Consider the following 17,319-nt stretch of genomic DNA (forward strand, 5'->3'; position numbering starts at 1 on the left):
TTGCCCGGGACGCCGAAACAGTGGTTGCATCACGGCCGGTCGAGAAAGGAGGGCACCACCACTCCGCACATGAGAGGCCGTCACCGCTCCTTTTGACATCGTCGACCCGGGCGCGGCGAGGGCACGAGACCGAGAACGGCGACCGCCCTCACGGAACGGGTGGTGTGCGCCGGTCAGAAGGGAGCGACGTGGGTTGCTCGCATGCCGCAGGATGTCCCCTCTTCCCGTTGCTCAGGGCGAGTCTGCAAGGTTGGCGCGACTACTACTGCGACAGCGGGGATCAGTGGCTCGGCTGTGCGCGCTACAAGATGTCACTCACCGGTGATCGTGTGCCGATCAGTCTGCTGCCCAACGGGGCCTACGCGCGCCACCTCGAGAACGCGGCCGCCGGCACGGACCGGTCCGGTGTCGTCGGCCAGAGGCAGAGACCCTGTCAGGAGGCGCCCGTGCAGGACACTTCCTGGGCGTCGGGGAACGCCTCGTGGTCTCAGCCGGCACCCGCACGGCCTGGAGAGTGGCCGGAGCCCGTGCCCATGGGATCGCAGACCGCGGCTCACTTCGCGACCCCCTCCGCGACGGTGCCGGCCTCGTATCACCGACCGTCACAGGTCCCGCAGACCCCGCAGGCCTCCGGGCCGCCACCCGCACCGTCCCGCCCGGCCGGAAGAAGGACCAGGTCGAAGCGCGGCTGGTGGGCTCGGTTCACCGAATGGATGGGAGGCCCCGCATGAGTGGCTACTGGCCCTGGTGGGCCGGCGCCGCCGCGCTGGCACTGATCACCGTCAACTACACCCTCAGCACGGAACGGTCCTTCGGGGTGTCGTCCGCGTGGGATCGGGTGCTGCACTGGCGCAGGGAGCGCCGCCTCGAGCAGATGGACGAGGAGTTCACCGACGAGCGCGCTCTCGCCGACGCCCTCGCCGCGGCCACGGCGGAGCACTTCGGCACCGGACCCACCGCCGCCGCGACGGCCGCGCCGCCGGCTCCGCACGGGTCTGCGGGGTCGCTCGACGGGTACCCCGAACCGGCGGAGCGCGAGGACACCTCGGAGGCGAGCCCGGGTCCGGCCCCGCTGGTCACTCAGGCCGCCCTGCTGCTGTCGATCTTCTTCGGCGGGCTGATCGCCGCGGTCACCTCCGGGCGGTTCCACCTCAGCCTCGACATGGGGCCGGGATTCGAGAACGTGGTCACGGCGGATCCGATCACCATGATCATCGTGCTCTTCGCCGGCGGCGTGCTGGTCGGCTTCGGCACCCGGCTGGCCGGCGGGTGCAGCTCCGGCCACGGACTCAACGGCTGCGGGCGTCTGCGTCCCGTCAGCCTGGTGGCGACCGCCGTGTTCTTCGGCACCGCCGTCGCGGTGTCGTTCCTGCTGTGGAAGGTGATCTGATGCGTACGCGGGGCGCGATTCTGCTGGCCAACATCATCACCGGACTGGCTCTCGGCTACACCGTCTCCCACATCGGCTTCGGCGACTACACCGAGCTGAACCGCATGTTCACGTTCCAGGACCCGCGCATGCTCCTCTCCTTCGCCGGCGCCGTCCTGATCATCGTGTGTGCGTTCGTCCTGCTGCGGGTCCGCCGCACCCCGGGGCGCGTCCACGCCGGAGTGATCCCCGGCGCGGTGCTGTTCGGTACGGGCTGGGCGATCTCCGGAGGGTGCCCGGCGATTCCGATCGTTCAGGTCTCCGGTGGTTACCTGCCCGCCCTGGTCACCATCGTCGGCGTCGTCGTCGGCATCCGGCTCAGCCGCTGGGCGAACGCCCGCTTCTTCCACCTCGACCGCGGATCCTGCGGCTTGTAGGCAGGTACGGGTGCGTGGGGCGGCGGCGCGTGTGCCTCCGACGCCGTCGTCAGGGCGCCTTCTTGGGCGGGCGCTCCGTGCTCCTGCCCTGGGGCGTGTCCGTGCCGCCGCCGTCCGGAGCGGTGGGCGCGGGCTTGCGTCGTGGGGGCTGGTCCGTGACGGACTCCGGGCGGGGCGGCGCCGGCTCCGGTGGGGTGGTGGACCACGTGAACTCGATCTCCAGCTCGATCTCCCCGCCGCCGATCTCGACCTCCACCTCGAAGCGGAGGTTGTCGGGGACGCGCAGGCTCAGCGTCCCGGGGTGCAGGTCCACTCCGGCCTCTCCGCCCTGTCTCAGGGCCTCCGCACCGCGAGTGCCGTGAGCCGGTCGGCGGCCTCATGACGGGACAGTGAGCGCTTCTGCTCGAACTTGAGGTCCTTCATGGAGTCCTCCGGTGTGGCACTCGGGATGAGAGAGGGCCGGTGGTGAGGCTCCCCGCCGGAGCGCGGAGGCTTCGAAGCGGTGGAGCCCCACAGCGGCGCGGTCCCGCCGTCGACCACGCGGTCCTAGGCCCGCTTCTGGGCCTCCGCGTCGGCGACCGCGATCGTGATGCCGAGGGCCTTGGCGATGTTGCCGGCCGCCGTCATGATGCGGGCCGTGCCCACCACCGGCGCGATGGCGACCAGGACGTCCTGCACCTGCTCCGCGGTCACCCCGGACTGGATGGCGGGGTCGATGTGGGCGATGTAGGAGATCGGCGGGGCGTCCGAGGCGGCGAGGGCCGCGATGCGCGTGAGCATGAACGTCTCGGGAGCCAGCCCGCACCGCTCGACCGAGTCGCCCGTCATCGCGGCGAGCGTGTCCAGGACCGGGGTTTCTGAGGCTGTGGCCATAACGGGTCGTCTCCTGTTTTGGTGGGTGTCGGAAGGGGATCGTGTTCTGGTGGGTGTCGGAAGGGGATCGGCGGAAGCTCCGGGGCATGAGGTCCCCGTGGGACGTCCGGGGCGCCCGCCGCTCGACTCGACCGTAAGGCCGTTTGCCCCGGGTCGCCCGTCGAGAGCGTCGGCCTACGGGTCGCACACACTCCTGAGCAGCGCATTCGCCGCGCGCCCCGGTACCGTCCGGCCTACCCTCGGGGCATGACCGTCGCCGGGCCCGGCGGCGTCCGGGCCGAACGGATCGGCTGAGGGCCGATATTCGGTGGCGGGCCCGGCCTCCGCGGTCCACCATGCCCGCATGACATCGGGTGAACACACGGGCGCACGACCGACGGCGGGCACCTCTCCGGAGACGGCGGCCGCGGACCGGTGGACGGCGGCGACGGTCTACCCCGACATGTGGGTCGACCCGGAGGACGACCCGCGCGAGACCGAGTCCGTACCGGGCGACGAGCGCGAGATCCTGCTCGACTACCTGCGCAACTACCGGCTCACCCTGGAGATGAAGTGCGCAGGCCTGGACGCCGAGCAGCTGGCCCGGCGGTCCGTGCCGCCGTCCACGATGTCCCTGCTGGGGCTGCTGCGGCACGTGGCCGAGGACGAACGCCACTTCCGCCGGGTCATGGCCGGTGAGGACGCACCGTGGCTGTACCGCACGCCCGAGGACCGCGACGCCGCGTTCGACGGGGCGGTGCCCGACGAGGCGGTCGTGGCGGACGCCTGGCACCGGTGGCGGACCGAGGCCGAGCTCACCGACCGCTACCTGGCCGGGGCCACCGACCTCGGTGCCTGCAACGCCGGCTACTCCGACCTCGGCCCCGAACCCGGCGGCCGGCTCCAGCTGCGCGACATCCTGGTCGCCCACATCGTCGAGTACGCGCGCCACTGCGGCCACGCCGACCTGCTCCGCGAGCGGATCGACGGCCGGGTGGGGCAGTGAGCAGGGCAGTAGGCCCCTTTACCTCCGGCGTCATCGCCGCCCGCAGCAGCGCGCCGTGCACCACGCCCATCCCGCCCACCTGGTACGGGCGTTCGGCACCGCGTACGACATCGCCCCACATCAGTACCTGACGTCGCTGCGCGTGGGGCGGGCCCGGCGGCTGCTGCTGGAGGGGCGCTCACCGGGCGAGGTGGCGGCCGCGACCGGGGTCTACGACCAGTCTCATCTCACGCGGCACTTCAGGAATCTGGTGGGGGTGCCGCCGGGGCGTTTCCGCGCGGGGTGAGCGGGGGCTGCCGGGAGCGGCCCGGTCAGCGCTCCGGGCGCTGGGTGAGGTGGGCGAACGCCTCCAGGTTCTGAGTCGACTCGCCCCGGGAGACGCGCCAGTCGTACTCCTTGCGGATCGCCGCGGCGAAGCCCAGCTCCAGCAGGGAGTTGAAGCTGCCGTCGGAGGCCTCCAGGACCTGGCCGAGCAGCCGGTCGAGCTCCTCGGGGGTGACGGCGGCGAGGGAGAGGCGGCCGGTGACGTAGACGTCGCCGTGCCGGTCGACGGCGTAACTCACGCCGTAGAGCTTGAGGTTGCGTTCGAGCAGCCAGCGGTGGACGCCCTGCTCGTTCTCGTCGGGGTGGCGTATGACGAAGGCGTTCAGGGACAGGGAGTGGCGGCCGACGCGCAGGGAGAGCGTCGTCCTCAGCTTGCGCGTGCCGGGGAGCTGGGCGACGTAGGTGCCGGGTTCGGGGCTCTCCCACTCCAGGTCGGCGTCCTTCAGGACGGTCTCGACGACCTGTGCCACGCGCTGTTCGAGATCGGTTTCACCCATGCAGCGAGCGTACGTGACGGCGGTGCGACTGCAGGGCGGCCGCGTAGACGTCCGCCGTGGCGGCCGCCGCGGTGTCCCAGCCGAAGGACTGGGCGTGGCGGGCGGCCTGGTCGCCGAGCCGGGGCGCCAGGCCGGGGTCGTCGGCGAAGTCGCGCAGCACGCGCGCGTAGTCGGCCGGGTCGTGGCCGCGGACGAGGAAGCCGGTGTGGCCGTCGCGCACGGCGACCGGCAGGCCGCCGACGGAGGCGGCGAGCACGGGGGTACCGGCCGCCTGGGCCTCTATGGCGACCAGGCCGAAGGACTCGCTGTACGAGGGCATGACGAGGACGGAGGCGGCGCGGAACCAGTCGGCGAGCTGGTCCTGGCCGACGGGCGGGCGGAACCGTACGACGTCCGCGATGCCGAGGCGGGCGGCGAGCTTCTGCAGGCCCTCGGGCTTGGCGAGGCCGCTGCCGCTGGGGCCGCCGACGACGGGCACGAGGATGCGCGAGCGCAGCTCCGGGCGCTGGTCGAGGAGGACGGCCACGGCCCGCAGCAGCACGTCGGGGGCCTTGAGGGGCTGGATGCGGCCCGCGAAGAGCGGGATGAGGGCGTCCTGGGGCAGGCCGAGGCGGGCCCGGGCTGCGGCGCGGCCGTCGGCGGGCGAGAAGCGGCCGAGGTTCACGCCGGGGTGGACGACGGCGACCTTGCCGGTGTCGGCCGCGTAGTGCTGGACGAGTTCGTCGGCCTCTTCGGTGGTGTTGGCGATGAGGCGGTCGGCGGCGGCGACGATCTGCGTCTCGCCGATGACGCGGGCGGCCGGTTCGGGGGTGTCGCCGTGGGCCAGGTTGGCGTTCTTGACCTTGGCCATCGTGTGCATGGCGTGCACCAGGGGGACGCCCCAGCGCTGGGCGGCGAGCCAGCCGACGTGGCCGGACAGCCAGTAGTGGGAGTGGACCAGGTCGTAGTGGCCGGGGCGGTGTCCGGCCCAGGCCTGCATCACGCCGTGGGTGAAGGCGCACAGCTGGGCGGGAAGGTCCTCCTTGTTGAGGCCCTCGTAGGGGCCGGCGTCGATGTGCCGGACGAGGACGCCCGGGGCCAGTTCCACGGTCGCGGGGAGGGCGGCGGCGGTCGCGCGCGTGAAGATCTCCACCTCGATGCCGAGGGCGGCGAGGCGCTGCGCGAGCTCCACGATGTAGACGTTCATGCCGCCGGCGTCGCCGGTGCCGGGCTGGTGGAGCGGGGAGGTGTGCACGGACAGCATGGCGACCCGGCGGGGCCTGCGGTGGAGGCGGAGACGGGCGGGTGAGGACGCGGCACGCCGCCCGAGCCTGCCGATGTACTGGCTCACGTGGCGTTCCTCCTCGCTCCAGGCATGCCTCTCGCAGGGCGCCCGATGCCCTCCGCCCCCGTGCAACACCGGACGAGTGCGCTCCATTTCCCGATTCGAGACTTTTACCGAATCATTACCGCCCATCGCTCAACCGTTCGATCGACGCGGAGGTGGAGGCGCGCGGCCGAGGGCCCGCGCGGGAGGCGCCGAGGCCCGCGCAGGACGCGCCACGGGCCCGCGCGGGAGCGCGGAGAGCTCGCGCGGAAGCCCCGAGGGCTCGCGCGGAAGCACCGAGGCCCACACGGGAAGCGCCACGGGCTCGCGCGGAAGCACCGAGGCCCACACGGGAAGCGCCACGGGCTCGCGCAGGAGCACCGGGGGCCCACACGGGAAGCGCCACGGGCTCGCGCAGGAAGCGCCACGGCCCGCCCGGGAAGCGCCGAGGGCCGCGCAGGAGCACCGAGGGCCGCGCAGGAGCACCGAGGGCCGCGCAGGAGCACCGAGGGCCCGCGCAGGAAGCGCCGAGGGCCCGCCCGGGAAGCGCCACGGGCTCGCGCAGGAAGCGCCACGGCCCGCCCGGAAAGCGCCGAGGGCCGCGCAGGAGCACCGAGGGCCCGCCCGGGAAGCGCCGAGGGCCGCTTAACCTCGTAGGTATGACACCCCGCGCCGCCGCCCTCCCCATCGGCACGGTGACCCGCGGGACGACCAACCCCAACCGGCTGCGCCGTATGGACCGCTGGATCGCGACCGTGCACGGCGCCCGGCTGCGCCGCGCCGCCGACCCCGTCGCGGTCGACCTCGGGTACGGCGCCGCGCCCTGGACGGCCGTGGAGTTGCTGGAGCGGCTGCGCACGGTCGCGCCCCGCGCACGGGTCGTCGGCGTCGAGATCGAGCCGGCCCGGGTCGCGGCGGCTCTGCCGTACGAGCGGGAGGGGCTGGTCTTCCGGCACGGGGGCTTCGAGATCCCGATCCCGCAGCGCCCTGTGCTCATCCGCGCCGCGAACGTGCTGCGGCAGTACGACGAGGGCGAGGTCGCGGCCGTGTGGCGGCGGCTGTGCGCACGGCTGGCGCCCGCGGACCCGGCAGCCGGCACGCCCGGCGGGCTGCTGGTGGAGGGGACCTGCGACGAGATCGGGCGCCGCCACGTGTGGGTCTCCCTCGGCCCGGAGGGACCGCGCACGGTCACCTTCGCCACCCGCCTGGGCTCCCTGGAACGCCCCTCCGACCTGGCGGAACGCCTGCCGAAGGCGCTCATCCACCGCAACGTCCCCGGCGAGCCCGTCCACGCGTTCCTCCGCGACTTCGACCGCGCCTGGGCGGCCGCCGCACCCTACGCCTCCTACGGCGCCCGGCAGCGCTGGATCCGCACGGTGCGGGACCTGACCGGCGACTGGCCGGTGGTGGACGGGCCGGTGCGGTGGCGGCAGGGCGAAGTGACGCTGCGCTGGGAGGCGTTGGCCCCGCGCGGCTGAACACCGGGCGGTCCGGCACGTCCGGAACCAGGCCTGCCCGGCCGGGAACGATCTCTTCGTGGCGTTCGTCACACACGCGGGGAGACCGTCGGACCGGGGCATACGGGCCGGGGGTCGGCGGGAAGCACTCCCCCTGTCGCTTGGCCCGCCGACATGGCACCATCCCCAGGCGGACCGGATGTTACTGACGGTTAATCAGCTGGGGAGGGCCGAGGTATGGATACGGGCAGGCGTGGCCTGATCGCGACGGCCGTGACCGTGGTCTGCGCGGTCACGGTGCTGGCGGTACCGGGCACGGCGTTCGCGCGCTCCTCCAGCCCCGACCCCTCTCCCGCCCCGGGCGCGAGCGCGCCGCTCGCACCGCCCACGCCGGGCAAGGACCTCGAAGCCGTCCAGGAGAAGCTCGACACGCTCTACCGCGCCGCCGCCCGCGCCACCGACGAGTACAACGCCGCCGAGGAGAAGGCGGACCAGCAGTCCGCCGAGATCGTCAGGCTGGCCAAGAAGATCGTCGCGGGCAAGGAGAAGCTGAGGAAGCTCAAGGGCCGCGCGGGCGCCGCGGCCGCCGCGCAGTACCGCGGCGGCGGCCTGCCCCCGGAGGCCCACCTGGTACTGAGCGACGACCCGCGGGAGTTCCTCGACGGCGCGGACCGGGTCCGCCAGGGCCACCACGCGACGAAGGGCCTGCTCGGCGAACTGACGCGCACTCAGGAGGACTTGGAGCAGTACGCCGAGGACGCCTCCGCGCAGTGGAAGAAGCTGGAGGCCGGCCGCAAGGCCAAGGCCGCCGCCCAGAAGAAGATCGAGCAGCAGATCGAGCAGGCCGAGAGGCTCGAGTCGGAGCTGCGCGAGGAGGAGCGGGAGCGCCTCGCCGAGCTCGAGCAGGAGGCCGCGCGCAAGGCCCAGACCGCCTGGCTCGACTCCGGCGTCCTCGACGAGAGCGACGGCAAGGCCTCGGAGCAGGGCAAGAAGGCCGTGCGGTACGCCACGGCCCAGATCGGCAAGCCGTACCAGTGGGGCGCCGAGGGCCCGAAGACCTACGACTGCTCGGGGCTGACGTCACAGGCCTGGATGTCCGCGGGCCGCGGCATCCCGCGCACGTCGCAGGAGCAGTGGAAGCGGCTGCGGCACGTCGACGTCCGCGAGGTGCGGCCCGGCGACCTCGTCATCTACTTCGGCGACGCCAGCCACGTCGGCATGTACATCGGCGACGGGGCGATCGTGCACGCCCCGCGGCCCGGGCGGACGGTGACGACCGCCGGCGCGGGCACCATGCCGATCCTCGGCGTCGTACGGCCGGACGCCGGCTGAACCACCCGTCGCACACCGGCCATCGGACGCCGACCCGCGCGGTGACCTGGGCCATATGACCCAGCGCACCCGCAACGCCCGCCGCGGCAGAGCGCCGACGTGACGTTCGTCATCCCCGCGGCATCTTCGGCCTGTCCAACTGCGGCGCATATCGCGGCATATGACACTGGCCGATGGCACAGCGGCATGGCCTACACCATTCCACTGCGGCGCCGACACCCGCTATGGTCCCGCTCGGTGGGTCGAGGTCCCTCGCCCCACCGTGCCCTCGGGGGGAGGGAAGGAAGCGAAGAAGATGCCCGTACCCATACCGCGGCAGAGAGGTATCCCGGCCGTGGAGAGTGGTCAGGCCCAGGCCGCGTCCCCGCGCGGTGGATCCGCCGAGGAATCCGGCACGGACGCCTCGGCCCACGCTCGCACGCCGGACAGCGCCGGCACCAGCACGGACACGACGGACAAGGCGGAGAACAACACCGCCCACACCAACCTCACCCTGCTGCTGATCGAGGACGATCCGGCCGGCTCGCCGATCGTGCCGGACCTGCTCGACCAGGCGGGCAAGCCCATCCGCGTGCGCACGGCCCGCAACCTGACGGAGGCGGAGCGGCTGCTGACCGACGACGTCCACTGCATCCTGCTGGACCTCGCGCTGCCCGCGCCCGGCCGCGGCGACTCCGACGACGAGCTCGCCGTGCTCAAGCACGTGCTGGAGCTCGCGCCCCGGCACGCCGTCCTGGCGCTGACCGCCTCGGGCGACGCCGAGCGCGGCGCGCAGGCGGTGCGCGTGGGCGCCCAGGACTACCTCTTCCGCGACGAGCTGGACGGCCGGCTGCTGAGCCGCGCGATCCGCTACGCCGTGGAACGCAAACGCTCCGAGTCGGCCGAGCGCCGGCTCGCCGAGGGCCGGCTGCGCGCCCAGGAGAACCGCCGCCTGGAGCGCGGTCTGCTGCCGACGCCCCTGCTGGAGGGCTCCTCGCTGCGGTTCGCCGCCCGCTACCGCCCGGGCCGCTCACGCGCCCTGCTCGGCGGTGACTTCTACGACGTCGTCCGTACGCCGGACGGCACCGTGCACGCCATGATCGGCGACGTCTGCGGCCACGGCCCGGACGAGGCCGCCCTCGGGGTGGAGCTGCGTATCGCGTGGCGCGCGCTGACGCTGGCGGGCCTGTGCGGCGACCAGCTGCTGGGCACGCTGCAGCAGGTGCTGGAGCACGAGCGGGCCGACGACGAGATCTTCGCGACCCTGTGCACGGTGGACATCGCGCCGGACGGGCGCCGCGCCGGGCTGTGCCTGGCGGGCCACCCGTCGCCGCTGCTGGCCCGCCCGGGCATCCCGGCGCGCCTGCTGCCCTACGACAACAACGGCCCGGCGCTCGGGCTGCTGCCCGGCGCGCGCTGGCCGCGGATGCAGGTGGAGCTGGGCGCCGAGTGGAGCCTGATGCTCTACACCGACGGCCTGATCGAGGGCCGCGTCGGCGGGGGCCGGGAGCGGCTGGGCCAGGAGGGCATGACGGAGATGGTCCGGCGCCAGTTCGCCGAGGGCCTGCGGGGCGAGCAGCTGCTGCGGGCGGCGGTGAACGAGGTCCGCGACCTCAACGGCGGCGAGCTGACGGACGACGTGGCGGTCCTGCTGCTGGACCGGGTGCCCTAGCCCCCGCAGGGGCCGGGGGCGCGCCCGGTCCTACCGGCCGCCGTTCCACGGGCCGTACGGGCCGTCGCTGCTGGAGCCGCCGCGCCGGCTGCGGCCGCCGCCCGGCAGCGCCCGGAGCGCCGGGCGCACGTCGACCATGTACACGATCGTCGCGATGAGGCCGATGATCGGCAGGAACGACAGGATGTTGAAGATCAGACTCACCACGAAGGCGAGCCCGAGGACGATCAACCAGAACGGCTTGGTCTTCTTGTCGGCCGCGCGGTAGGCGTCCTCACGGCGCACGGCGGCGTCGATCAACGCGAAGCCGCTGAAAACGATCAGGGCCAGGTTCAACAGCCACAACAAGTTCTGGAAGCCCTGCATCAGCACTACGTCCACCACCCGAGTCGGCTCGTCCCTTTGCGGTCACCGTACCCGTACAACGGGCCGGGCACCCCCAGGGTGCCCGGCCCGGATCACGCGTCGGTCCGTGCCGCCTACTTCGCGGGCGGCGTCGTCTTCTTGGCGGTGGTGGGCTTGCGGGCCGGGGCCTTCTTGGGCGCGGGCGCCTTCTTCGCCGCGGCGGCGGCCTTGGCCTCGGAGGCGATGACCTGGGCGGGCCTGGCCGGCTCGTCCTTGACCTCGACCGGCTCGCGCTTGGGCTCGACCGCGACGGCCAGCTCCTCCACGCCCTCGGCGATGTCCTCGATGCCCTCGGCGGCCTCGCCACGCCAGGTGCGCACGGCCTGCTCGCCGTGCTCGGCGACCTTCTCGTAGGTCTCCCGGGCCTTCACGGCGTACTCGGCGGCCACGCCGACCCCGCGCAGCGCGAGGTCCTGGGCGCTCTCGCCGAACTTCTTCAGGTCCGCGTCGAGAGTGCTGCCGATCTTCCTGATGTCGGCGTCGAGGGAGCCGATGAACCCGGTGACCTTGCTCTGCAGGCTCTCCTGCGTCTCCTTGACGCGGGCGGAGGCCTCCTTGGCCCGGGCGGACGCCTTCTCCTGGACGGCCTTGGTGTCGGTGTTGCGGACGGCCTCGAACCGCGCGGGGGCCTCGGACCGGAACTGCTCCACCAGGGCCGGCACCTTCTTGGCCTGCTGAAGGGCGAGGTCTGCGGTGCCTGCGGCGAAGTAGAGCGGCGTCGGGTCGCTGAGGGTCTTGCGCAGGTCGTCGGTGATGGCCATGGTGATGGTCCTCCCGGATTCTGTGTCGCTTGAGGGTTCGGTTGAGGGTGGTGTGATCCGCAGCACGGCGGCCGGTGCCCTGGTCCGGCTCAACCGGCCGTCTGCTGCGGGTCGGTGTCGCCGCCGGCGCGCTTGCGGGGGCGGCGGGTGGCGGTCGTACCGCCGTCGTCGTTCCTGATGGCCGTGACGCCGATGTCCTTGCCGCCCGCGACGCCGTCGGCAGCGCGGACGTTCCGTATCCCGGTGCCGGCGCCGTCCGGGAGACCCCCGCCGACACCGTCGATCCCGTCGATCCCGTCGCCGCTCCCGAACCCGTTCTCCTTGCGGAAGGATTCGTAGATCTGCAGCAGCACCTGTTTCTGCCGCTCGTGGAGCGTCGGGTCCGCGAGGATCACGGCCCGGGTCTCCACCGCGTCCCGGTCCCGCTCGGCGTCGAGGATGCCGGCGCGCACGTACAGCGTCTCGGCGGAGATCCGCAGGGCCTTGGCGACCTGCTGCAGCACCTCCGCGCTCGGCTTGCGCAGCCCGCGCTCGATCTGGCTCAGATAGGGATTGGACACCCCGGCGGCATCGGCGAGCTGCCGCAACGACAGCTGCGCGTTGCGCCGCTGCTCGCGCAGGTAGTCACCGAGATTGCCGACGTTGAGCGATGCCATGCCTCCACAGTGCGTCATCACGCTAACTATTGCAAGCACCTGCTTGCAAAAGTGCGCCACGCCACGGGACGCGGCGACCATCGGTGGCGTCCCTGACCTGTCTCTGCGAAGTTGAGGCAGTCCCGGTCATCGTGAGGCATCCGACCGCACGTCTCGCTCAATCTCGGGCATCTGGTGTGACGTCTCGATCAATCTGAGGTGCTGACTTCTTCCGCCTCCTACGGTCGTTCCACCTGGTCAGCGCCGAGTGGGGGTGGCTGGTGGAGGCGGAGGACTTCTGGCTGGAGTACACCGACGCCCGAGGTGAGCTGCATGGCGGGCCGCTTGAGGTGATGTGGCCGACCCGGTTCGAGGCGGCCGGGCAGGTGCGCGCGTTCCCGTCGTACCGCGGGCAGCGGAACTTCCCCGGCTGGTACTGGGCTGCGACCTGCTCCGAGCTGGTGGGTTACGAGTCCTGGGTGGAACTCGGGCACCTGATGCGGCTGGATGCCGAGCCAGACGTGGCGGCAGTGGCCTCGCAACCATTCCGGCTGTCGTGGCGGTACGGCGGCCGGGGTCGGCGGATCAAGCACACGCCGGACTACTTCGTACGCCGACGGGACGGCACGGCCGTGGTGCTGGACGTGCGTCCGGACGAGCGCATCGAGCCCGAGGACGCAGCGAAGTTCGCAGCGACGGCTGCTGCCTGCGCCCGGGTCGGCTGGGGTTATGAACGGGTCGGAGTGCTTGATCCAGTGTCGGTGGCGAACCTGCGGTGGCTGTCGGGCTACCGGCATCCCAGAGTTCGGCGGGAACCGATGGCGGACGCTCTGCTGGCGGTGTTCAGCGAGCCACTGGGGCTGCTGGCGGGGGCTCGGGCGGTCGGTGATCCTCTCGCGGTGCTGCCGGTGCTCTACCACCTGCTCTGGCACCACGAGCTGACGACGGAGCTGCGGACGGAGCGCTTGTCAGCCGCGTCGCTGGTGCGGCTGGTGCCTGCGGCGGTGAAGGAGGTGGGCTGGGATGCCGACGCGTCCGCGGCTGTTGTCGCTGGGTGACCGGGTCCACTACGACGGGCGTGAGCACACCGTCGCCGCCCTGCACGGCACATCGGTTCGCCTGGTCGATGACGCCCAGGCCGCAAGCGTCGTGCTGCTCGGGCATCTGCTGGCTTCGGAGGGCTTCGCGGTGCTCAGCGCCGGCCCGGCCCGCCCGCCGCTGCCCGAGGAGGGAGTGCTGGACGGGCTGCCCGAGGAGGCGGCGGAGCGGGCCCGGTGGTGGCAGCGGCATCTGACCGAGCTGATGACGGGCCGCCCAGATGCGACTCCTGGCACGGCTGTGAGGCGGGAGTACGACCCAGAGGTGCGCTCGGTGCGCCAGCGAGAGTTGGCCAAGCTGGCCGAGCTGCGCGAGGCCGGTGAGGAGGTGTCTTTGAGCACTCTGCAGCGGCTGCGCACCCGTTTCGAGCGCGAGGGGGTGGCGGGGCTGGTGGACCGGCGGCTGGTCAAGCCCTCCACCGGCACGAGCCGGGCGGATCCGCGGCTGGTGGCCGCGATCGAGCAGGTCGTGAACAGCCGGACCGATGAAGCGACGGTGTCCGCGCAGGTGCTGCGGCGCAAGGTCGAACGGCTCCTGGCGGCCGAGCACGGCGCCGGAGCGGTGGCGATGCCGTCGCGGGCCGCGTTCTACCGGCTGCTGGAGGCGGTTTCGACGGGACGGCATCTGCTGGGGTCGGCCCGCACCCGCCGCTCGCTGGGCAAGCAGCCGAAGCGGATGTTCGGACAGCTGACGGCGGCCCGGCCGGGCGAGGTGATGGAGATCGACTCCACGCCACTGGACGTCATGGTGATCCACGACGACGGCGAGGTGGACCGCTGCGAGCTGACCGGGCTGGTGGACGTGGCCACCAGGACACTGGCAGCGGTGGTGCTGCGGCCGTCGACGAAGGCGGTGGACGCCGCGCTCCTGCTGGCGCGCGCGATGACACCGGAGCCGATGCGGCCGGGCTGGTCGGACGCCCTGCGCATGTCGCGCTCGGTGCTGCCCTACGCTTCGCTTCTGCCGCTGGACGAGCGGCTGGCCCAGGCCGCCGCGAAACCAGTGATCGTCCCGGAGACGGTGGTCAGCGACCACGGCAAGGCATACATCTCAGACAACTTCCGCAACGCCTGCCGCCACTTGGGAATTTCGTTCCAGCCCGCGCACCCGGACACCCCGACCGACAAGCCGCACGTCGAGCGGACGCTGGGCTCGGTGGCGACCATGTTCGCCCAGTACGTGGCCGGCTACACCGGCCGCAGTGCGGAAATGCGCGGCAAAGATCCGGCCGCGCAGGCAGCCTGGTCCATCCACGAACTCCAGGAACTCTTGCAGGAGTGGGCCGTCGCCATCTGGCAGACCAGGCCCCATGACGGACTGCGTGACCCGCTGATGCCGGGCCGTCCGCTGAGTCCGAACGAGAAGTACGCCGCGCTGGTGTCGGCGGCCGGATACGTCCCAGTCGCGCTCAGCCAGGAGGAGTACGTCCAGCTCATGCCGCGCGAGTGGCGGGTCATCGGCGCCAGCGGGGTGCGGATCAACAACCGCACCTACGACGCCTGTGAACTCAGCCCCTATCGGCGACAGCCCTCGGGGGCGGGGCCGGACGGCAAGAGATGGGAAGTCCACTACGACCCCTACGACATCTCCTGTGTCTGGGTACGCAACCACCGCGGCCAAGGGTGGATCACCGCGACCTGGCGCCACCTGCGCACTTCTCCGGTCCCGATGGGCGAGTTGGTCTTCGACCGAGCCCACCAGGTACTGACCGAACGCGAACGACGCCGACCGCACGAGGAGGAAATCGCACAGGCCGCCGTCAAGCTGCTGGACCGCGCGGCCGACGGTCCCGAAGGCGGAGTCGAAGGGCCCGCAGGCCAGAGCAAGGGCAGGCGCCGAGCGGTCGGTCGGCGCGACCGCAAGGTGGCCGCCCGCACCCGTGCCACCAGCACCCCCACCTGGCCTCGTCCGGAACTGCCGGCGGTCAACCAGGCACCCCAGCCCGAACCGGACCCGGACCCCGAAGCCGCCGAGGAGAACGAAGAGGTGGCCAAGGTGGTGCCGTTGGGCATCTTCAACGCCCGTGAGGAGGCAAAACGATGGTGGTGAACACGCCCGACGAACGCGAACCACCGACGGGCGACGACGAACGGATCGAACCGCCCACTTCCCTGAGCGGCTGGCGCCGTTTTGTCGAGAAGGACCCCGCGACCTTCGATCTCGCCCCGCCCAAACGCTGGGAGGCCATGGACGACGAAGCGCGCGCCGACTACGACGAGGCTCGCATCGATTACCACTCCGAACTCCAGGTCGTGCGCACCTCCACCGTCAAAGAAGTCGCCCACCAAGGGCGCCTTCTGACCTTGCTGAACCGGCGCGAGCACGGCGCCCGCCGCGGCCTGATCATCTCCGGGGAGCGCACCACCGGGAAGACCACCGCACTGCGGCAACTCGGCCGGCTACACGAGCTTCGTATCCGGCAGCGTTACGGAGACAGCCGACGCATCCCGGTGGTCTACGTGACGGCCCCACCCAAGGGCTCGGCCCGCAAGCTAGCGCTGGAGTTCGCCCGATTCCTCAAGCTCCCGACCATTTCCCCCAGGCACAACACCGCCGACATCACCAGCTCTGTCTGCCAAGTACTGACGGAGGCCCGCACCGATCTCGTCCTGGTCGACGAGATCCACCTGATGAACCTCGCCACCATCGCGGGTGAGGAGTTGTCCGACCACCTGAAGTACTTCACCGAGCACCTGCCCGCCACATTTGTCTATGCGGGCATCGACGTCGAGCATTCCGGGCTGTTCACCGGAATCCGGGGCGGCCAGATCGCTGGCCGTTGCACACTCCTGCACACCGGCCCTTTCCCGCCCGGAGCCGAATGGGAAGGGCTGGTAGCGACCATGGAGGACACCCTCCGCCTGCATCACCACACTCCAGGAACCCTGACCAAGCTGCACGCCTACCTCCACCAACGCACCGGTGGCATGATCGGCAGCCTCTCTCACCTGATCCGGGCCGCCGCCATCTCGGCAATCCTCGACGGCAGTGAGCGGATCACCCGCCGCCAGCTGCACACCATTCACGTCGACCACGCCAGTGAGAGCGCCTACAGGACATCGGCATGACCCCCTCCGCGGACCTCTACGGACCAGTCTGGCCGCTCCCCCTCACCACCACCCCCTTCCCGAACGAGACCCTGCGGTCCTACATTGCACGGCTCGCCCTGCTCAACAGGCTTCCGCCCGAACGCATACTCCGCCGCTTCTACACAGCGGAATCGCCCCTGGACAACGTGAAACTCCTGGCATCGCGCAGCGGGCAGGCCCCTCTTCTGCTGATGCGGAAATTGCCCGAGCTGGCCACTCCAGGCCCCTGGCCCCACGAGCAGTACGAAGGTCTCGCCCGCAGTTGGGCCTGCCATCCCTGCGTTGCGGCCCGCACCGGACGGGACGACTGGAAAGTCGAAATCTGGGTCATCAATGGACACCATCACCTCTGTGTCAAACACCGCCGATGGACGGGCACCCACCACGGGCACTACATGGCCAACTTCGCCGGCCCCATCGACGGACAGTTCAGCCTCAACCGGGCCCCTGAGATCGTCCATGCGCAGCGGAGGCTCCATCGGCTGTTTCGGCGGCGGACACCCCGAAGGGTTCTGGCTGCCTACCAGGAATGCGTCGACTTCTGGCGTGAGCTGGCCAAGCACGGATATGCCGTCAACAGGACCGAACGCCTTCTCGACCTCATCGCTCCCGACGAGCCCCTTGCTCGCCGAAGTTACGCGATGCGCGAGGCCGCTCTCCTGCCAGACCTCGTCGAAGTCCTGGGGATCTACACATCTCCGGTCTGGCGCCACCTAGCTCTCGGCAGCCCCCGCGATGTTCAGCTCTTTCACCGAGAGTTCGAGCGGCGGTTGCCTCCCGAACGACGGCTGAGAACGACCGCCATCCCATGGTTCACAAGCGAAATCACACTGGTCGCGGAAAGGATCAATGAACGGATGGACGAACAGGAACGTCAACTGATGCGGGTGGCGTCGGCTGCACCAGGCACGCCAGAGTGGTGGCCTCCACTCATCATGCGCAGACTTCTGCGACACACCCCCTCTCATGCACGGTGAAGCACCACGTGGTCGAAGTCGAGGCGCTACCTGTCCGGCGTCAGGGACGAACGGACCGCACGGAGTTGATCAGCCCCTCTGCGGTGATCATCCGTCACACCGACTCTGCACGACATCCTGATC

Annotated in this window: 17 protein-coding genes and 1 pseudogene; 11 read left to right on the forward strand and 7 right to left on the reverse strand. The window is 71.5% G+C overall.

What is annotated here, in order from left to right:
- Positions 1-727: 727 nt before the first annotated feature.
- Positions 728-1,390, forward strand: coding sequence for a YeeE/YedE family protein (locus tag ACFW6P_RS07380; RefSeq protein WP_386347243.1), 663 nt, complete (start codon positions 728-730; stop codon positions 1,388-1,390).
- Positions 1,390-1,806, forward strand: a complete 417-nt coding sequence (locus tag ACFW6P_RS07385; protein WP_386347245.1) for a YeeE/YedE thiosulfate transporter family protein — start codon at positions 1,390-1,392, stop codon at positions 1,804-1,806. Before ACFW6P_RS07380 ends, ACFW6P_RS07385 begins: the two co-directional genes overlap by 1 nt.
- Before the next feature lie 49 nt (positions 1,807-1,855).
- On the opposite strand, the gene ACFW6P_RS07390 is transcribed toward ACFW6P_RS07385, so the two are convergent.
- The gene (locus ACFW6P_RS07390) at positions 1,856-2,119 is read right to left on the reverse strand and encodes an amphi-Trp domain-containing protein (protein ID WP_386347247.1); all 264 of its coding nucleotides are present in this window, start codon (positions 2,117-2,119) and stop codon (positions 1,856-1,858) included.
- 233 nt (positions 2,120-2,352) lie between these two features.
- Complete coding sequence (locus tag ACFW6P_RS07395) at positions 2,353-2,679, reverse strand: carboxymuconolactone decarboxylase family protein (protein WP_386347249.1); 327 nt, start codon at positions 2,677-2,679, stop codon at positions 2,353-2,355.
- A gap of 442 nt (positions 2,680-3,121) precedes the next feature.
- Between ACFW6P_RS07395 and ACFW6P_RS07400 the strand changes: the two genes are divergently transcribed.
- Positions 3,122-3,664: a DinB family protein gene (locus tag ACFW6P_RS07400; RefSeq protein ID WP_386347479.1), complete on the forward strand. Its 543-nt coding sequence runs from the start codon at positions 3,122-3,124 to the stop codon at positions 3,662-3,664.
- A 58-nt stretch (positions 3,665-3,722) separates the two neighbouring features.
- Positions 3,723-3,950 (forward strand): annotated as a pseudogene (locus ACFW6P_RS07405) (helix-turn-helix transcriptional regulator); the annotation flags it as partial.
- 25 nt (positions 3,951-3,975) lie between these two features.
- Here the strand turns inward: ACFW6P_RS07405 and ACFW6P_RS07410 are convergent.
- Positions 3,976-4,485: a YbjN domain-containing protein gene (locus ACFW6P_RS07410; protein WP_386423137.1), complete on the reverse strand. Its 510-nt coding sequence runs from the start codon at positions 4,483-4,485 to the stop codon at positions 3,976-3,978.
- Positions 4,478-5,815, reverse strand: a complete 1,338-nt coding sequence (mshA, locus tag ACFW6P_RS07415) for a D-inositol-3-phosphate glycosyltransferase (protein ID WP_386423139.1) — start codon at positions 5,813-5,815, stop codon at positions 4,478-4,480. Before mshA ends, ACFW6P_RS07410 begins: the two co-directional genes overlap by 8 nt.
- Before the next feature lie 635 nt (positions 5,816-6,450).
- Between mshA and ACFW6P_RS07420 the strand changes: the two genes are divergently transcribed.
- The 3 genes from ACFW6P_RS07420 to ACFW6P_RS07430 all read left to right on the forward strand — a co-directional run bounded on the left by ACFW6P_RS07420 (position 6,451) and on the right by ACFW6P_RS07430 (position 10,231).
- The gene (locus ACFW6P_RS07420) at positions 6,451-7,269 is read left to right on the forward strand and encodes a class I SAM-dependent methyltransferase (RefSeq protein WP_386423141.1); all 819 of its coding nucleotides are present in this window, start codon (positions 6,451-6,453) and stop codon (positions 7,267-7,269) included.
- A gap of 216 nt (positions 7,270-7,485) precedes the next feature.
- A complete protein-coding gene (locus ACFW6P_RS07425) occupies positions 7,486-8,580 on the forward strand; it encodes an NlpC/P60 family protein (protein ID WP_386423143.1) in 1,095 nt (364 codons plus the stop codon).
- 295 nt (positions 8,581-8,875) lie between these two features.
- Complete coding sequence (locus tag ACFW6P_RS07430) at positions 8,876-10,231, forward strand: PP2C family protein-serine/threonine phosphatase (protein WP_386423145.1); 1,356 nt, start codon at positions 8,876-8,878, stop codon at positions 10,229-10,231.
- Positions 10,232-10,261: 30 nt separating this feature from the next.
- Here ACFW6P_RS07430 and ACFW6P_RS07435 read toward each other — a convergent pair whose 3' ends face one another.
- From ACFW6P_RS07435 to ACFW6P_RS07445, 3 genes are all read right to left on the reverse strand, one after another.
- Positions 10,262-10,597 (reverse strand): DUF2516 family protein, encoded by a 336-nt coding sequence (locus ACFW6P_RS07435; protein WP_386347482.1) that lies wholly within the window; start codon positions 10,595-10,597, stop codon positions 10,262-10,264.
- A gap of 113 nt (positions 10,598-10,710) precedes the next feature.
- Positions 10,711-11,397, reverse strand: coding sequence for a hypothetical protein (locus tag ACFW6P_RS07440; protein WP_386423146.1), 687 nt, complete (start codon positions 11,395-11,397; stop codon positions 10,711-10,713).
- 89 nt (positions 11,398-11,486) lie between these two features.
- Entirely contained in the window at positions 11,487-12,053 is a 567-nt protein-coding gene (locus ACFW6P_RS07445; RefSeq protein WP_386347265.1) for a helix-turn-helix domain-containing protein, read from the reverse strand.
- 260 nt (positions 12,054-12,313) lie between these two features.
- Between ACFW6P_RS07445 and ACFW6P_RS07450 the strand changes: the two genes are divergently transcribed.
- Genes ACFW6P_RS07450 through ACFW6P_RS07465 form a run of 4 tightly spaced genes read left to right on the forward strand, consistent with a single transcriptional unit; the run spans position 12,314 to position 17,196 of the window.
- A complete protein-coding gene (locus ACFW6P_RS07450; protein WP_386423147.1) occupies positions 12,314-13,090 on the forward strand; it encodes a TnsA-like heteromeric transposase endonuclease subunit in 777 nt (258 codons plus the stop codon).
- Positions 13,056-15,179, forward strand: a complete 2,124-nt coding sequence (locus ACFW6P_RS07455; RefSeq protein WP_386423148.1) for a Mu transposase C-terminal domain-containing protein — start codon at positions 13,056-13,058, stop codon at positions 15,177-15,179. The genes ACFW6P_RS07450 and ACFW6P_RS07455 overlap by 35 nt, the downstream gene beginning before the upstream one ends.
- Entirely contained in the window at positions 15,170-16,198 is a 1,029-nt protein-coding gene (locus tag ACFW6P_RS07460; RefSeq protein ID WP_386423150.1) for a TniB family NTP-binding protein, read from the forward strand. The genes ACFW6P_RS07455 and ACFW6P_RS07460 overlap by 10 nt, the downstream gene beginning before the upstream one ends.
- Positions 16,195-17,196 (forward strand): hypothetical protein, encoded by a 1,002-nt coding sequence (locus tag ACFW6P_RS07465; protein ID WP_386423152.1) that lies wholly within the window; start codon positions 16,195-16,197, stop codon positions 17,194-17,196. Before ACFW6P_RS07460 ends, ACFW6P_RS07465 begins: the two co-directional genes overlap by 4 nt.
- Positions 17,197-17,319 lie beyond the last annotated feature (123 nt).

Origin of the sequence: Streptomyces sp. NPDC058741 (genome assembly GCF_042746715.1) — a bacterium.
In the GTDB taxonomy this organism is placed as follows: domain Bacteria; phylum Actinomycetota; class Actinomycetes; order Streptomycetales; family Streptomycetaceae; genus Streptomyces.

Bases quoted from the DNA above. Each gene is read 5' to 3' on its own strand.
- ACFW6P_RS07380 (WP_386347243.1), top strand. From the start codon at position 728: ATGAGTGGCTACTGGCCCTGGTGGGCCGGCGCCGCCGCGCTGGCACTG.
- ACFW6P_RS07410 (WP_386423137.1), bottom strand. From the start codon at position 4,485: ATGGGTGAAACCGATCTCGAACAGCGCGTGGCACAGGTCGTCGAGACC.
- ACFW6P_RS07465 (WP_386423152.1), top strand. From the start codon at position 16,195: ATGACCCCCTCCGCGGACCTCTACGGACCAGTCTGGCCGCTCCCCCTC.
- ACFW6P_RS07445 (WP_386347265.1), bottom strand. From the start codon at position 12,053: ATGGCATCGCTCAACGTCGGCAATCTCGGTGACTACCTGCGCGAGCAG.
- ACFW6P_RS07425 (WP_386423143.1), top strand. From the start codon at position 7,486: ATGGATACGGGCAGGCGTGGCCTGATCGCGACGGCCGTGACCGTGGTC.
- ACFW6P_RS07395 (WP_386347249.1), bottom strand. From the start codon at position 2,679: ATGGCCACAGCCTCAGAAACCCCGGTCCTGGACACGCTCGCCGCGATG.
- ACFW6P_RS07440 (WP_386423146.1), bottom strand. From the start codon at position 11,397: ATGGCCATCACCGACGACCTGCGCAAGACCCTCAGCGACCCGACGCCG.
- ACFW6P_RS07430 (WP_386423145.1), top strand. From the start codon at position 8,876: ATGCCCGTACCCATACCGCGGCAGAGAGGTATCCCGGCCGTGGAGAGT.
- ACFW6P_RS07460 (WP_386423150.1), top strand. From the start codon at position 15,170: ATGGTGGTGAACACGCCCGACGAACGCGAACCACCGACGGGCGACGAC.
- ACFW6P_RS07455 (WP_386423148.1), top strand. From the start codon at position 13,056: ATGCCGACGCGTCCGCGGCTGTTGTCGCTGGGTGACCGGGTCCACTAC.
- ACFW6P_RS07420 (WP_386423141.1), top strand. From the start codon at position 6,451: ATGACACCCCGCGCCGCCGCCCTCCCCATCGGCACGGTGACCCGCGGG.
- ACFW6P_RS07400 (WP_386347479.1), top strand. From the start codon at position 3,122: ATGTGGGTCGACCCGGAGGACGACCCGCGCGAGACCGAGTCCGTACCG.
- ACFW6P_RS07435 (WP_386347482.1), bottom strand. From the start codon at position 10,597: ATGCAGGGCTTCCAGAACTTGTTGTGGCTGTTGAACCTGGCCCTGATC.
- ACFW6P_RS07385 (WP_386347245.1), top strand. From the start codon at position 1,390: ATGCGTACGCGGGGCGCGATTCTGCTGGCCAACATCATCACCGGACTG.